This is a genomic window from Nocardioides ginkgobilobae (assembly GCF_054781275.1).
In genome coordinates, this window is record NZ_BAAGUS010000001.1 from 242892 (window position 1) to 256734 (window position 13843).

Consider the following 13843-nt stretch of genomic DNA (forward strand, 5'->3'; position numbering starts at 1 on the left):
GACGCCCCTCAGGCGACCGCGGCGACCAGCTCCCGGGCAGCGGCCAGCGGGTCCGCGGCCGCCCACACCGCGGCCAGCACGGCCGCGCCGTGGGCGCCGTGAGCCCGGGCCTCGCGGGCGCGGTCGGGGTCGAGGCCGCCGATCGCGACGAGGGGCAGCCCCCCGGCGGCTGCCCGCAGCGCTGCCGGCCCGAGGGGCGCGGGCAGGCCGCTCTTGGTCGTCGTGGCGTGCAGCGGCCCCAGGCCGGCGTAGTCGGCGCCGTCCGCGCCGGCCCGGGCGACCGCCGCAGCATCGCGGCACGTGGCCCCGACGACGAGGTCGGGCGCCAGGCGCCGGGCGACGGTGACCGGGAGGTCCTCGGCACCCAGGTGGACACCATCAGCGCCACTCGCCAGCGCGACGTCGAGGCGGTCGTCGACGACGACGAGCGCACCGAGGGGGCGTACGGACTCCAGGACGCACTCGACCAGGGCGAGGCAGGCGCGGTCGCTGCCGGTCTTGTCCCGCACCTGGAAGCCGGCGACGCCGGCGCGGACGAGACCGGGCAGCAGGGCCAGGTCGTGGTCGGGTCCGACCAGCACGAACAGCCTGGGGAGGGGACGGTGCAGCAAGGGGTGCTCCTGACGCTTCCTTCGCCGGCTTTACCCGGATCAGGTTCGACGGTCGGAGCGGCCCCAGCTCCCTCTCAGCCCGCTGCCGCGAGCTCCCGTGGTGGACGATCGGAACGGTAGCGCGCCCGGGGTGCGGGCCGTCAAGGGGTCGTGCGACCCACCGGCGTAGGCTCAGCACTCGTGGCTGACGCAGAGTTCCGGTACTCCGACCTCCTCCCCACCGGCCAGGACGACACGCCCTACCGGCTGATCACGACCGAGGGCGTCTCGACCGTGGAGGTCGACGGGCGCACGTTCCTCAAGGTCGACCCCGAGGCGATCCGGCGGCTGACGGCCGAGGCGATGCACGACATCTCCCACTACCTGCGGCCCGCGCACCTCGCGCAGCTGCGCAGGATCATCGACGACCCCGAGGCGTCGGGGAACGACCGCTTCGTGGCGACCGACCTGCTCAAGAACGTCAACATCTCCGCCGGCGGCGTGCTGCCGATGTGCCAGGACACCGGCACCGCGATAGTCATGGGCAAGAAGTCCGAGGGCGTCCTGACCGGGGCCGAGGACGGCGAGGCGATCAGCAAGGGCGTCTACGACGCGTACACCAAGCTGAACCTGCGCTACTCCCAGCTCGCCCCGCTGACGACGTACGACGAGAAGAACACCGGCACGAACCTGCCGGCCCAGATCGAGATCTACTCCACCGCCGAGGGCCCGAAGGGTCCGGAGTACAAGTTCCTCTTCATGGCCAAGGGCGGCGGGTCGGCCAACAAGTCGTTCCTGTTCCAGGAGACCAAGGCGATCCTCAACCCCAAGCGGATGCTGGAGTTCCTCGACGAGAAGATCCGCTCGCTCGGGACGGCCGCGTGCCCGCCGTACCACCTGGCCGTCGTCATCGGCGGGACGAGCGCGGAGTTCGCGCTGAAGACCGCGAAGTACGCCTCGGCGCACTACCTGGACAACCTCCCGACCGAGGGGTCGATGGACGCCCACGGCTTCCGCGACCTCGAGCTGGAGGAGGAGGTCTTCAAGCTGACCCAGTCCTTCGGCATCGGTGCCCAGTTCGGCGGCAAGTACTTCTGCCACGACGTCCGCGTCGTCCGGCTGCCGCGCCACGGCGCCTCGTGCCCGGTCGCGATCGCCGTCTCCTGCTCCGCCGACCGGCAGGCGCTGGGCAAGATCACCGCCGAGGGTGTCTTCCTCGAGCAGCTCGAGACCGACCCGGCGAAGTACCTCCCCGACACCACCGACGAGGCGCTGTCGGCGTCGGAGGACGACGTCGTGCGCATCGACCTCAACCAGCCGATGGCCGACATCCTGGCCACGCTGTCGCAGCACCCGGTCAAGACCCGGCTCTCGCTGACCGGCCCGCTCGTGGTGGCGCGCGACATCGCGCACGCCAAGATCCAGGAGCGGCTCGACGCGGGCGAGGACATGCCGCAGTACATGAAGGACCACGCGGTCTACTACGCCGGCCCGGCCAAGACCCCCGAGGGCTACGCGTCGGGCTCCTTCGGTCCCACGACGGCGGGCCGGATGGACTCCTACGTGCAGTCCTTCCAGGCGGCGGGCGGCTCGATGGTGATGCTGGCCAAGGGCAACCGCTCCAGGGTCGTCACCGAGTCCTGCGCCGAGCACGGCGGGTTCTACCTCGGCTCGATCGGCGGCCCCGCCGCCCGGCTGGCCCAGGACTGCATCAAGTCGGTCGAGGTGCTGGAGTACCCCGAGCTCGGCATGGAGGCGGTCTGGAAGATCGAGGTCGAGGACTTCCCGGCCTTCATCGTCGTCGACGACAAGGGCAACGACTTCTTCACCGACCCCTCGGGCGCGGTGACGGTGCCGATCTCGGGCATCCGGGTGCGTTCGGCGGAGTAGCCGGTCGCACCGGCGCCGGGTCACCCCGAACCGGCGCCGAGTCAGCCTCGAACCAGCGCCGAGTCGGCGTGGACGTGCTGGTGCGGGTCAGTTCCTGTTCGAGCCGGACCGGGCGTTGGGGCCGGTGGGGCCCTCGTCGACCCTGCCGGACTCGCCGTCGGGCTGACCGGCGACCGCCTGGTCGTCGCTGATCGGCTCGTCGGCGCGCTCGAGGTTGCCCACCTCCGAGACCTGGCCCTCGGACGCCTGGCCCTCGCGGCCGTCGGACTGCTCCGCGGGCTCGCGCTGCGCCTGCTCCCGGCCGTCCTGCTGCCGCTCGTGCCGCCGGTCGTCCTCGCGCTCGCTCATGCCCCCGAACGTAGTCCGCGGGAGTCGCGGTCCGTTCACCCGACCGGTCGAGCGCCGGGGACGAGCAGGGACGGCGTACGCCGTCAGCGGCGAGGCGCGCCGGGGGGCACCGGGTCCGGCGGCGGGTGGTCCCCCACGGCCTCGTGCTCGCGCTCGCGCACGGCGACCCGGATCTGCTCGAGGTTGTTGCGCAGCAGGTCGGAGACCAGCTCGTCCATGCGCGGGTCGCCCAGCATGTCGACCACGACCCGCAGGACGGTCTCGGAGACCTCCGAGACCAGCGTGTCGTAGCCGGGGAACCGGCTGACCAGGCGCAGGTTGGGGTCGGCCCGCACCTTCTCGAGCGCCAGCGCCTTCAGCTCGTCGTGGTTCTCGACGAGCGCGTCGGAGATGTTCTTGGTGTAGTGCCCGGTCCGGATCACCGCGACCACCTCGTCGAGCACGACGATCGTCAACGGGCGCTTGATGAGGCCGAGCAGCTTGTAGGCCAGCTGGCTCGCGCGGCGCACGACCCAGGGCCGGTGCATCCCCATCCGCACCAGCAGGGCCCCGACGATCGCCGAGGCGATCGAGCCGCCGACCACGACGGTCAGGACCAGGAGCAGCACCTCCAGGGTGCTGAGTCCGTCGAGCCAGGCGTTCACGCTCCGAGAGTACGGAGCAGCGGCTCATCCCAGCGGCGCGTTGTGCGACAGCCCGCCGCCCCAGGCCGCGACGGCGGCGGCCACCAGGAGCAGGGCAGGCGCGAGCGGCACCACGACCGACCGCCCCCGGTGAGCACGCCGGTGGCTGCCGGCGGCCGCCGGGTCGACCGCCCCGGTGCCCGGCGGCAGGGCGAGCGCGGCGACGAGCGGCACCATGAGCAGCAGGCTCGGGTAGGCCCAGTCGAAGTCCATGCCGGAGTGCAGGCCCAGGACCAGCAGCGTCACCGCCGCGCCGACCTGCGTGAGGTCCCCGCGCCGTACGGCGGCGGGCAGCGCGCGCGCCACCGTCCACGCCACGGTGGCGAGCACCCCGAGCAGCGGCAGCGCCAGCAGCAGCCCGCCGTCGGAGAGCGCCTGGAGGTAGCCGTTGTGCGCGTAAGCCGTCGCCCCCGCCCGCTCCCCCACCTCGGCCGCGACGGTGCCGGCCCGGAAGCCGTCGAACCCGCCACCCGTGAGCGGCCAGCGGGCGAAGACGTCCCAGGCCGCAGCCCAGTCCTCGACCCGGGTGACGCCGTTGTCGACGAAGCTCTCGGAGCGCGCCGCCGTGCCGGCCGTCGGGGCCACCCGCTCGTCGAAGAACGGCGGCCCCGTCAGCACCCAGCTCGTCGCCCACCCCAGGGCCAGGCCACCCAGCACGCGCAGCCGCGGGGCGACCGAGCGGCCGGCGAGGGCGAGCAGCAGGACGGCGCCGAGGAGCAGCGCCAGCTGCGAGCCCCGGCTGGTGGTGAAGAGCGTCCCGGCGACGGCCAGCGGCGCCACGACCCAGCCGAGCCGCGCGAGCCGGCCGCCCTCGGCGAGGGTGGCCAGCGCCAGCACCGCCGAGGCGGCCAGGAAGATGCCGACCTGGTTGTGCCAGTAGAACGTCCCCTGGAACAGCCTCTCGGGGTCCTGCGCCCCCCACCAGGGCAGCCAGCCCTGCGCGAACTGCGCGCCACCGGCGCCCAGCAGTGCGGTGAGCAGCACGAGGCGGCGTACGTCGTCGCGAGCCCAGGCCAGCAGCAGGAGCCCGGTCTGGGCGGTGAGCACCCAGGCCGCCGCGTCGTCGCGGCCGGCGAGACCGGTGGGCGCGGTGAGCACGACCGCGACGGCACCGAGCGAGAGCGCGTGACCCAGGAGCATCACCGGTCGGCGCAGCACCCGGTCCGGCCGGACCAGCAGCCAGCCGAGGGCGGCCAGCGCGCACCCGACCGAGAGCACGTGCGGCTCGCGCCCACCGGTCCCCCAGGTGAGGTACGTCGCCCACCAGGCGAGCCCGGCCACCGCGACCGCGTCCGGCAGGTGGCGCCGGGCGGTGCGGAGGTGCCGGCGCGCGGGCGCGTGGGGCTGCGGCGCTGGTGCCAGGTCGGTCCCGGTGTCGAGCAGGGTCACGTCCGGTGTCTCGGACGTCGCGGACCGCGACTTGACCGCCCTCACCCCTCCGCGCGTGCGGCGACCGGCCACGACCGCACTAGCGTCGGCGGCATGAGCAGTGAGCGTGAGGACCGGGAGTTCCGCACCGAGCACGACTCGATGGGAGAGGTGCAGGTGCCGGCGCAGGCGTTGTGGCGGGCCCAGACCCAGCGCGCGGTCGAGAACTTCCCGATCAGCGGCACCCCGATCGAGCCCGCGCTCGTGCACGCGCTGGGGCACGTCAAGGCGGCCGCGGCGCTGGCGAACGGCGAGCTCGGGGTGCTCACCGAGGAGCAGGTGGGGGCGATCGTGACGGCGGCGAGCGCCGTGGCCGCGGGGGAGCACGACGACGCCTTCCCGGTCGACGTCTTCCAGACGGGCTCGGGCACCAGCTCCAACATGAACGCCAACGAGGTCGTCGCCACCCTCGCGGCCCGCGCGGGGACGCAGGTCCACCCCAACGACCACGTCAACGCCAGCCAGTCCAGCAACGACACCTTCCCCACCGCGATCCACGTCGCGGCGACCCTCGCGGTCACGGGCGACCTGCTCCCTGCCCTGGACGTGCTGGCGGGCTCGCTGGAGGCCAAGGCCGAGGAGTTCGCCGACCTGGTCAAGGCCGGACGCACGCACCTCATGGACGCCACCCCGGTGACGCTGGGGCAGGAGTTCTCGGCGTACGCCGCCACGGTGAGGTACGCCGGCGAGCGGCTGCACTCCGTGCTCCCCCGCGTCCGCGAGCTGCCCCTGGGCGGCACCGCGGTCGGCACCGGCATCAACGCCCCGGACGGGTTCGCCGCCCGGGCGATCGAGCTGCTCGGCGAGCGCACCGGTCAGCCCTTCACCGAGGCCCGCAACCACCTCGAGGCCCAGGGCACCCGCGACTCGCTCGTGGAGCTGTCCGGCGTCCTGCGCACGATCGCGGTCGGGCTGACCAAGGTCTGCAACGACCTGCGCTGGATGTCCTCCGGCCCGACGACCGGCCTGGCCGAGATCCACCTGCCCGACCTCCAACCGGGCTCGAGCATCATGCCGGGCAAGGTGAACCCGGTCCTGCCTGAGGCGACCCTCATGGTCTGCTTCCAGGTCATCGGCAACGACGCGGCCGTCACCGCCGCCGGCGCCAGCGGCTCCTTCGAGCTCAACGTCGCGATGCCCGTCATCGCCCGCAACGTCCTGGAGTCGGTGCGGCTGCTCGCCGCCTCCACCCGTGTGCTGGCCACCCGCTGCATCGACGGCATCACCGCCGACGCCGAGCGCATGCGCACCTATGCCGAGTCCTCGCCCTCGGTCGTCACGCCGCTCAACAAGCACCTCGGCTACGAGGAGGCCGCGAAGATCGCCAAGGCCGCGCTCGCCGAGGGCCGCACCATCCGCGAGCAGGTGCTGGCCATGGGCTACGTCGAGCGCGGGGACCTCACCGAGGCCGAGCTCGACGCGGCCCTCGACGTGGACGCAATGACCGGCCGCTGAGCGGCCCCGGGAGCGCCGGCCTCAGCGCAGGCCGACCGGCTCCCCGGCGTACCTCTGCAGCGTGGCGCGGACCTCCTCGGTCATCGCCCACGAGGCGTTGGTGCGGTGGTCCCACAGCACGCACGAGGTCTCCGCGACGATTGCCGGCGCGTGGTCCGCGGCGACGCGCAGCTGCGAGGCGACCGTGAAGGAGGAGCGGCCGACGCGGGTGACCCAGAGCCGCACGCGGAAGGAGGTGTACGCCGCGAAGCGCATCTCCGCGTGGTAGTCCACCCGCTGCGACCCGACGAGCTCGACGACGCCGTCGGGCAGCCCGCCGAGCAGGCCGAGCCGGTCCCCGGCCGGAGGCTGCAGCTCGGCGTAGCGGAAGAAGAGGATGCGCGCCTCGTCGAGGATGCGGATCGCCTCGACGTTGTCGACGTGGCCGCCGAGGTTGACGTCACGCAGCCGCGCCTGGATCTCGCACTCGAAGACCTCGCTCACGCGAGACATGTTCCCAGGACGGTGCGGCGCTCGCGTGGCAGGCTGCTCGCATGAGAACCCTGCGCCTCGGGGCGCTGGCCGTGCTGTGCCTCGTCGCTCCACCGGGTGCGGCCGCCATCCCTCCGCCGACCGAGACCGACGTCAGCCTCCACGGGCTGCCCCGGGTCGAGGACGGCACCGGCGTGATCACGGTGCGCACGAGGGTCCCCGGCGACATCGCGCAGTGCTCCGGGACCCTGCGGTTACGGTTGATCGACCGGTCCGCGGGCGAGAAGGTGCTCGACGCGAGCAAGCCGATGGCCGAGCGGCGCCGGTTCCGCGTGGACCTCGAACCCGGCCGGTACCGGGTGGTCGGGGACTACGAGGTCGGCGAGAGGGACGGGTGCGCGAAGTCCCGGGACGTGCGGAAGCTGCGGGTCAGCGGCTGAGTCGCCCGCTCAGTACCAGTTGTTGCCCTGCTTGAACGACCAGGCGCTGCACGGGCTGCCGTAGGAGTCCTGGATGTAGTCCAGCCCCCAGCGGATCTGCACCTCGGCGTCGGTCATGTAGCCGGCCGGCAGGTCGTGGAGCTCCGTCAGGGCCTGGGGGATGCCGTAGGCCGAGGAGGTCGGGTTGTCGGCGTCGACGCGCCAGTCGCTCTCGCTGACCCACAGGGAGTCCAGGCAGGAGAACTGCTCGGTCCAGCCGTAGGTCGGCAGCAGCGCGCGCGCGATGTCGCGCGGGTCCTCGTCGGAGAGGTCCTCGCTGCGGGTGACGGCGTTGCCGGGCTCCTGGGACAGGGCGACCTGCTTGGCGGGGTCGGCGGCACCGCGCCGGTCGGCGGTGCGGGAGACCGCCTCCTCGCGGGTCTCGCGGCCCGCGGCGGCGGGGACGACGACCCCGGCCTCGGACGCCGGGTCGGCGGCGGCCAGCGTGGCGACGGTCGAGACCGGCGAGACGACGATGCCCGTGCCGACGGCCGCACCGGTGGCGGTGACGGCCACCGAGGCGACCATCGTCGTGCGGGCCGCGGTGCGCGCGGCAGCGGTGCGAGAGGCCTTGGGCGCGGCGTGCTTGGGCGTGTACTTCTTGTGCTTCGACACAGGCAGGAACCAGGGGGTCGACGGCGGGGGATGACGTGACCCTCAGGTCACGAAAGGGTCACGATGCCTGACGGGTGGGTTTGACGCAAAACGTCGTCCACAGGCCGGTGCCGGCCCACGCCGTACGACGACGCGCCGGCCCCGCGGGAGCGGGACCGGCGCGTGCCGAGGCCTGAGGGGTCTCAGACGACCATGTGCTCGAGCATCTCGGTGACCAGGGCTGCGATCGGCGAGCGCTCCGAGCGCGTGAGCGTCACGTGCGCGAAGAGCGGGTGGCCCTTGAGCTTCTCGATCACCGCGACGACGCCGTCGTGGCGCCCGACCCGCAGGTTGTCGCGCTGCGCGACGTCGTGGGTCAGCACCACCTTGGAGTTGGCGCCGATGCGCGAGAGCACGGTCAGCAGCACGTTGCGCTCCAGGCTCTGGGCCTCGTCGACGATGACGAAGGAGTCGTGCAGCGACCGGCCGCGGATGTGGGTCAGCGGGAGCACCTCGAGCATCCCGCGGTCGAGGACCTCCTCGATGACGTCGCGCGACGTCATGGCACCGAGGGTGTCGAAGACGGCCTGCGCCCAGGGCGACATCTTCTCCCCCTCCGAGCCGGGGAGGTAGCCGAGCTCCTGCCCGCCGACGGCGTAGAGCGGGCGGAACACCACGACCTTCTTGTGCTGGCGGCGCTCCATCACCGCCTCCAGACCGGCGCAGAGCGCGAGGGCCGACTTGCCGGTGCCGGCGCGACCGCCGAGGGAGACGATGCCGACCTCCGGGTCGAGCAGGTGCTCGAGGGCGATCCGCTGCTCCGCGGAGCGACCGTGCAGCCCGAAGGCCTCGCGGTCGCCGCGGACCAGGTGCACCCGCTTGTCGGCCCCGAGCCGGGCCAGCGCGGTGCCGCGGTCGGAGAGCAGCACCAGCCCCTGGTGGCACGGGAGCTGCCGCGCCTGGTCGAGGTCGATCACGCCGTCGTCGTACAGCTCGTCGAGGTCGGAGGCCTGCACCTCCAGCTCCGCCATCCCGGAGTACCCCGTGTCGGAGTCGGAGATGGTCTCGCCGCGGTACTCCTCGGCGTCCAGGCCGACCGCGGAGGCCTTGATCCGCAGCGGCAGGTCCTTGGAGACCAGCGTGACCGCGGCGCCCTCGTCGGCGAGGTTCTTGGCCACCGCCAGGATGCGCGTGTCGTTGTCACCGAGCCGGAACCCCGACGGCAGTGCGGCGGGGTCGGTGTGGTTGAGCTCCACGCGCAGGCTGCCGCCCTCGTCACCGATGGGGACGGGTGCGTCCAGCCGGCCGTGCAGGACGCGCAGCTCGTCGAGGTGGCGCAGCGCCGTGCGGGCGAAGTAGCCCAGCTCCGGGTGGTGCCGCTTGCCCTCGAGCTCGGTGATGACGACGACGGGCAGGACGACCTCGTGCTCGGCGAACCGGCGGATCGCGCCGGGGTCGGAGAGGAGGACGCTGGTGTCGAGCACGTAGGTGCGCACGAGCGGGGGCGGGGACTTCTTCCCCTGGGAGGCGGACTGCTGAGACGCGATGGCCTTGGACGGCACGGTTACCCCTCACGGGCCGGCGCGCGCACTCCTCGCTCCGCCCCACTAGCTCACGCGGTGGGACCGGGACGCCCGACGACGGGAGTGCCCGCCTCCGCTCGCACGGCAGGGGTTCGCCTGCTGTGCTGTGCAGTCGTGAGTGCTCACGATCGGGCCTCCAGGTGCGGTGAGCTTCCCCACTCACCGGTGCTTGGAAAAGTACGCCGCAGCCCGGGCGATCCCGGTCGACACGCCGTGTGCGGGGTGTGAACGCTGGGTGACGCGCGGGGGTGGGGGCGCGGCGGGGGTACTCCGAATCAGGATTGATACCGAGCGCACGCTCAGCATCAGAAATGATTCGGACTACCCACGACTCAGCGACTCAGGCCCCGAACCGCCGCTCGCGCTGGGCGTAGGCCCGGACCGCGCGGAGGAAGTCGACCTTGCGGAAGTCGGGCCAGTAGGCGTCGCAGAAGTAGAACTCCGACTTCGCGCTCTGCCACAGCAGGAACCCGCCCAGCCGCTGCTCCCCGCTGGTGCGGATGACCAGGTCGGGGTCGGGCTGGCCCCTCGTGTAGAGGTGCTCGGCGATCAGGTCGACGTCGACGTGGGCGGCGAGGTCCTCCATCGAGCGCCCCTCCGCCGCCGCCTCGCACAGCAGGGAACGGACGGCGTCGGCGATCTCGCGACGCCCGCCGTATGCGACGGCGACGTTGACGAGGGTCCCCTCGACGTCACGGGTGGCCTCGGCGGCGGCCTTGAGCCGCTCGGCGGTCTCGGCCGGCAGCAGGTCGAGGGCGCCGACGGGGTGCAGGCGCCAGCGACGCTGGTCGGCGAGGGAGTCCACCGCGTCGGCGATGATGCCGAGCAGCGGCTCGAGCTCGTGCGCGGGCCGGTTGAGGTTGTCGGTGGAGAGCAGCCACAGGGTGACCACCTCGACACCGATCTCGTCGCACCAGCCCAGCAGCGGCTCGATGTTGGCCGCCCCGGCGCGGTGGCCGTGCGCGGTGTCGCGTCCCACGGCCTTGGCCCACCGCCGGTTGCCGTCGAGCATCACCCCGACGTGGCGCGGCACCGACTCCGGCAGCCGGCGCACCAGGCGTGCTTCGTACGCCGGGTAGAGCACCCGCCGCACGCCCCGCTTCCAGTCCGCCACCGACCCAGGTTAAGCCTCGATCTACCGATTGTCGCCGTCGCGAGCGGCACCAGACGGGTGCGCTGGCAAGGCGGAGTGCCGAAGGCGGGCCCCCAGGCCCGTCGAGGCGTGACAACGCCGCCAGGGCGCCCGGATGGCGTCGCGCAGCAGGCGAGAATCGGTGGACCGAGGCTGAGCCCCGCAGGCCCCCGATGGCAGCCTCCCCGCAGGCCCCCGACGGCCCCCGACGGCCCCCTCCCCGCCGCGCCGGAGCCGAGTGGCCGCGGGCCGCCCGCGCGAGCCACGTCACGCTCCGCGACGAATGCCCGAAAGGGTGACCGCCCGGTACCGTGGAGGGCATGAGCCACCACGTGCCTGACTCCGTCCGTGCACGCGTCGACTCCATCCACGAGCACTGGGAGGACCTGCGCGAGGAGCTGCGCGAGCTCAAGCCCAAGCTCCGCGGCTGGCTGCACCTGGTCACCGCGCCGCTGACCCTCGCGGCCGGGATCGTGCTCGTCGCGCTGTCCCCCACCGCGGAGACCAAGATCGGCTCGGCCCTCTTCGGCGGCAGCGCGCTGGTGCTGTTCAGCGTCTCGGCGATCTACCACACCGGCACCTGGTCACCGCGGACGTGGACGTTCCTGCGCCGCTTCGACCACTCCAACATCTTCCTGCTCATCGCCGGCTCCTACACGCCCTTCGCGCTGATCCTGCTCGAAGGCACGCAGCGCACCGTGCTGCTCTCGGTCGTGTGGACCGGCGCCGTGCTCGGCGTGGGCTTCCGGGTCTTCTGGACCGACGCTCCGCGCTGGCTCTACACCCCGATCTACATCGCCCTGGGCTGGGCCGCGGTCTTCTTCATCCCGGGCTTCTACCGTGGGGCGACCGAGCTCGGCATGGGCACCGGCGTCGCGGTCTTCACCCTCATCGTGGTCGGTGGTGCGCTCTACACCCTCGGCGGCGTGGTCTACGGCTTCAAGCGCCCGAACCCCTCGCCGCAGTGGTTCGGCTTCCACGAGGTCTTCCACACCTTCACGATCCTGGCCTTCGTCAGCCACTACGTCGGCGTCTCGCTGGCGACGTACGCCCTGCGCTGACCTCCTGCGTCCGCGTCTCAGCCCACCAGCGCGAGCCCGACGACCACGGCGCAGGCCAGCACGAGCGTCGCGCCCGCGCGCGCGGCCAGCGTCGGGTGGCGGGTGACCAGCCGCTCGAGGACCTGGTAGGCCGCAGTCAGGACCGCCAGGACGACGGTCACGTGCAGCAGCGCCGCCAGCCCGACCCCGAGGACGGCCCCCGCCCGCGCGAAGCGTCCCCACAGCGGCGCGAGCAGGAGCGGGACGACCACGGCGCCGGCGACCCCGCCCAGCAGCTCGGCCGCCCAGCCGCCCTCGGCGATCCATGGCACTCCCGGCGCGAGCGGCGCCGGGGCGTCCAGCAGGTCCCACGTCGCGCACCAGCCCAGCCAGACGACCAGCAGCAGCGTGGCGAAGGGGACGACGCGGTACCACCCGCGCGGCCGCGGCGGCGCGACCCACAGCGTCACCAGGGTGACCGCGCTCCAGGCCAGCCACCGCCGCACCACCCCGGTGCCGGTGTCGGCCATGGCGTCGCGGAACACCCGGTCCGCCTCGACCCGGTCCAGCACCACTCCGCCCTCGGAGACGTACGACGCCGCGCCGGACTCCCCCGGGCCGGCCGGGCCGCCGACGAGTGCGTCGTGGACCAGCGCGGCGGGCAGGTGCCGGCCGCTGCGCGGGACCAGCCAGGTCAGGACCGACGGCACCGACGTGAGGTCGGTGGTGAACCGCGTCGGGTCGGCCGGCACCAGCAGCTCGCCGAGGTGGCGGTCGGCGTACCCCACCCGGCGCAGCAGGGCGAAGACCTCCTCGTCACCGCGGGCCCGACGCTCGAGCACGATCCGGGGCGGCTCGTCGCGCCGCGGCGGCTCCTCCGGCGTACCCCCGTCGAAGAAGCGCAGCTGCTCGGCCCGGACCGTCTCCACCCGCCTGACCCTGCCACCTCCCCGACCGCTCCCAGGGGAGGCCGGACGGGCAGGTCCTTCCGTGCAGCGTGCACGCCCAGACCTGCCCGCTCGGCCCGGACGGAACGGGATCAGTCGGGGCGGGGGGCGGCGGTGGAGGTGCGCAGGACCAGCTCGGTCGGCAGCTCGACGTGCTCGACGACCGGGGTGGCCAGGCGCTCGGGGCCCTCGCCGGGCGCGACGCCCTGGCGGGAGCCGCCCGCTTGGCGGTCCTCACCCTCGAGCAGCTGCAGGATCTGGCGCGCAGCGACCCGGCCCTGCTGGAGCACCGGCTGCCGGATGGTGGTGAGGCCGACGTAGTGGGCCATCTCGTGGTCGTCCACCCCGACCACGGACAGGTCCTCGGGCACCCGCACGCCGGCCTCCTTGGCGGCGTACATGACGCCGAAGGCCATCTCGTCGCTGGCGCAGAAGACCGCCGTGGGGCGGCACGGTCGCTTCAGCATCTCGACCCCGGCATCGTGCCCGCCCTCCAGCGTGAAGTGCCCCTCCAGCTCCAGGAGCGGGTCGGGCTCGATGCAGGCCGCGCGCAGGGTCGCACGGTAGCCCTCGAGCCGCGCGCGCGGGGTGGCGAGGTCCAGCCCCTCGTCGCTCAGCTGGCCGACGTAGGCGATCCGGCGGTGCCCGAGGTCGAGGAGGTGCTGCACCGCCGTGCGGGCCACGGCGTCGTCGTCCACCCGCACCGAGGGCCACTCGGGCACCCGCGAGCCGAGCGTGACCACGGGCATGCCGTGGCGGGAGAGCCACAGCACCTCCTCCGGCGTCGGGCCGAGGCCCACGACGACCAGGGCGTCGGCGCGCTTGGTGACCAGCTGGGTCAGCAGGACCCGACGCCGGGCGTCGGGGTCGCCACCGATGTTGTAGAGCAGCACGTCGTAGCCGCGCTCGCGCAGCACCTGCTCGGCACCGTGCACGACCGTGGCGAAGAACCACCGCGTCACGAACAGCACGACGATGGCCACGGTCCTGGTCTGGCCGCCGCTGGCCAGGCCGACGGCGTGCGGCGACGGCACGTAGCCCAGCCGCACGGCGGCCTCCATCACCTTGGCCCGGGTCTGCTCCGAGACCCGTGGCAGGCCACGCAGGGCACGGGAGACCGTGGCCGTCGACACCCCGGTCTCGCGGGCCAGGTCGTGGATGCTGGTCATCCGGCTCCTCCTCCCCCGCTCCCTGCCGGCCACT

Annotated in this window: 14 protein-coding genes; 4 read left to right on the top strand and 10 right to left on the bottom strand. The window is 73.3% G+C overall.

Translation table 11 applies throughout. From position 1 onward, the window contains the following. Positions 1–8: 8 nt before the first annotated feature. Complete coding sequence (locus ACYVID_RS01240; RefSeq protein ID WP_460733649.1) at positions 9–611, bottom strand: thiamine phosphate synthase; 603 nt, start codon at positions 609–611, stop codon at positions 9–11. Between the two features lie 180 nt (positions 612–791). Here ACYVID_RS01240 and ACYVID_RS01245 point away from each other — a divergent pair, with 180 nt between their 5' ends. Further along, positions 792–2480, top strand: a complete 1689-nt coding sequence (locus tag ACYVID_RS01245; RefSeq protein ID WP_460733651.1) for a fumarate hydratase — start codon at positions 792–794, stop codon at positions 2478–2480. Positions 2481–2567: 87 nt separating this feature from the next. Here the strand turns inward: ACYVID_RS01245 and ACYVID_RS01250 are convergent, their stop codons facing one another. From ACYVID_RS01250 to ACYVID_RS01260, 3 genes are all read right to left on the bottom strand, one after another. Further along, positions 2568–2828 (bottom strand): hypothetical protein, encoded by a 261-nt coding sequence (locus ACYVID_RS01250; RefSeq protein ID WP_460733653.1) that lies wholly within the window; start codon positions 2826–2828, stop codon positions 2568–2570. 83 nt (positions 2829–2911) lie between these two features. Further along, a complete protein-coding gene (locus ACYVID_RS01255) occupies positions 2912–3472 on the bottom strand; it encodes a hypothetical protein (RefSeq protein ID WP_460733655.1) in 561 nt (186 codons plus the stop codon). A 24-nt stretch (positions 3473–3496) separates the two neighbouring features. Continuing rightward, the gene (locus tag ACYVID_RS01260; protein ID WP_460733657.1) at positions 3497–4900 is read right to left on the bottom strand and encodes an O-antigen ligase family protein; all 1404 of its coding nucleotides are present in this window, start codon (positions 4898–4900) and stop codon (positions 3497–3499) included. A gap of 93 nt (positions 4901–4993) precedes the next feature. On the opposite strand from ACYVID_RS01260, the gene ACYVID_RS01265 reads away from it, so the two are divergent. Then, a complete protein-coding gene (locus ACYVID_RS01265; protein WP_460733659.1) occupies positions 4994–6394 on the top strand; it encodes a class II fumarate hydratase in 1401 nt (466 codons plus the stop codon). A 21-nt stretch (positions 6395–6415) separates the two neighbouring features. Here ACYVID_RS01265 and ACYVID_RS01270 read toward each other — a convergent pair whose 3' ends face one another. Then, the gene (locus tag ACYVID_RS01270; protein WP_460733661.1) at positions 6416–6877 is read right to left on the bottom strand and encodes an acyl-CoA thioesterase; all 462 of its coding nucleotides are present in this window, start codon (positions 6875–6877) and stop codon (positions 6416–6418) included. A gap of 50 nt (positions 6878–6927) precedes the next feature. Between ACYVID_RS01270 and ACYVID_RS01275 the strand changes: the two genes are divergently transcribed. After that, positions 6928–7305 carry a hypothetical protein gene (locus tag ACYVID_RS01275; protein WP_460733663.1) on the top strand — a complete coding sequence of 126 codons (378 nt, stop codon included), beginning with the start codon at positions 6928–6930 and terminating at the stop codon, positions 7303–7305. A gap of 9 nt (positions 7306–7314) precedes the next feature. On the opposite strand, the gene ACYVID_RS01280 is transcribed toward ACYVID_RS01275, so the two are convergent. The 3 genes from ACYVID_RS01280 to ACYVID_RS01290 all read right to left on the bottom strand — a co-directional run bounded on the left by ACYVID_RS01280 (position 7315) and on the right by ACYVID_RS01290 (position 10635). Next, on the bottom strand, positions 7315–7959 hold the full coding sequence (locus tag ACYVID_RS01280) for an aggregation-promoting factor C-terminal-like domain-containing protein (RefSeq protein WP_460733665.1): 645 nt from the start codon (positions 7957–7959) through the stop codon (positions 7315–7317). A 182-nt stretch (positions 7960–8141) separates the two neighbouring features. Then, on the bottom strand, positions 8142–9485 hold the full coding sequence (locus tag ACYVID_RS01285; RefSeq protein WP_460734021.1) for a PhoH family protein: 1344 nt from the start codon (positions 9483–9485) through the stop codon (positions 8142–8144). A 376-nt stretch (positions 9486–9861) separates the two neighbouring features. Then, positions 9862–10635, bottom strand: coding sequence for an isoprenyl transferase (locus tag ACYVID_RS01290; RefSeq protein WP_460733667.1), 774 nt, complete (start codon positions 10633–10635; stop codon positions 9862–9864). Between the two features lie 338 nt (positions 10636–10973). Here ACYVID_RS01290 and trhA point away from each other — a divergent pair, with 338 nt between their 5' ends. Next, positions 10974–11714 carry a PAQR family membrane homeostasis protein TrhA gene (gene trhA / locus ACYVID_RS01295; protein ID WP_460733669.1) on the top strand — a complete coding sequence of 247 codons (741 nt, stop codon included), beginning with the start codon at positions 10974–10976 and terminating at the stop codon, positions 11712–11714. A 17-nt stretch (positions 11715–11731) separates the two neighbouring features. Here the strand turns inward: trhA and ACYVID_RS01300 are convergent, their stop codons facing one another. Both ACYVID_RS01300 and ACYVID_RS01305 read right to left on the bottom strand, forming a co-directional pair. Next, positions 11732–12622, bottom strand: a complete 891-nt coding sequence (locus ACYVID_RS01300) for a DUF1353 domain-containing protein (protein WP_460733671.1) — start codon at positions 12620–12622, stop codon at positions 11732–11734. Between the two features lie 110 nt (positions 12623–12732). After that, complete coding sequence (locus ACYVID_RS01305; protein WP_460733673.1) at positions 12733–13809, bottom strand: LacI family DNA-binding transcriptional regulator; 1077 nt, start codon at positions 13807–13809, stop codon at positions 12733–12735. Positions 13810–13843 lie beyond the last annotated feature (34 nt).

What these genes read in the sequence shown, in the direction of transcription:
- ACYVID_RS01250 (WP_460733653.1), bottom strand. Translation starts at nt 2,828, where the DNA reads ATGAGCGAGCGCGAGGACGACCGGCGGCACGAGCGGCAGCAGGACGGC.
- ACYVID_RS01265 (WP_460733659.1), top strand. Translation starts at nt 4,994, where the DNA reads ATGAGCAGTGAGCGTGAGGACCGGGAGTTCCGCACCGAGCACGACTCG.
- ACYVID_RS01275 (WP_460733663.1), top strand. Translation starts at nt 6,928, where the DNA reads ATGAGAACCCTGCGCCTCGGGGCGCTGGCCGTGCTGTGCCTCGTCGCT.
- trhA (WP_460733669.1), top strand. Translation starts at nt 10,974, where the DNA reads ATGAGCCACCACGTGCCTGACTCCGTCCGTGCACGCGTCGACTCCATC.
- ACYVID_RS01305 (WP_460733673.1), bottom strand. Translation starts at nt 13,809, where the DNA reads ATGACCAGCATCCACGACCTGGCCCGCGAGACCGGGGTGTCGACGGCC.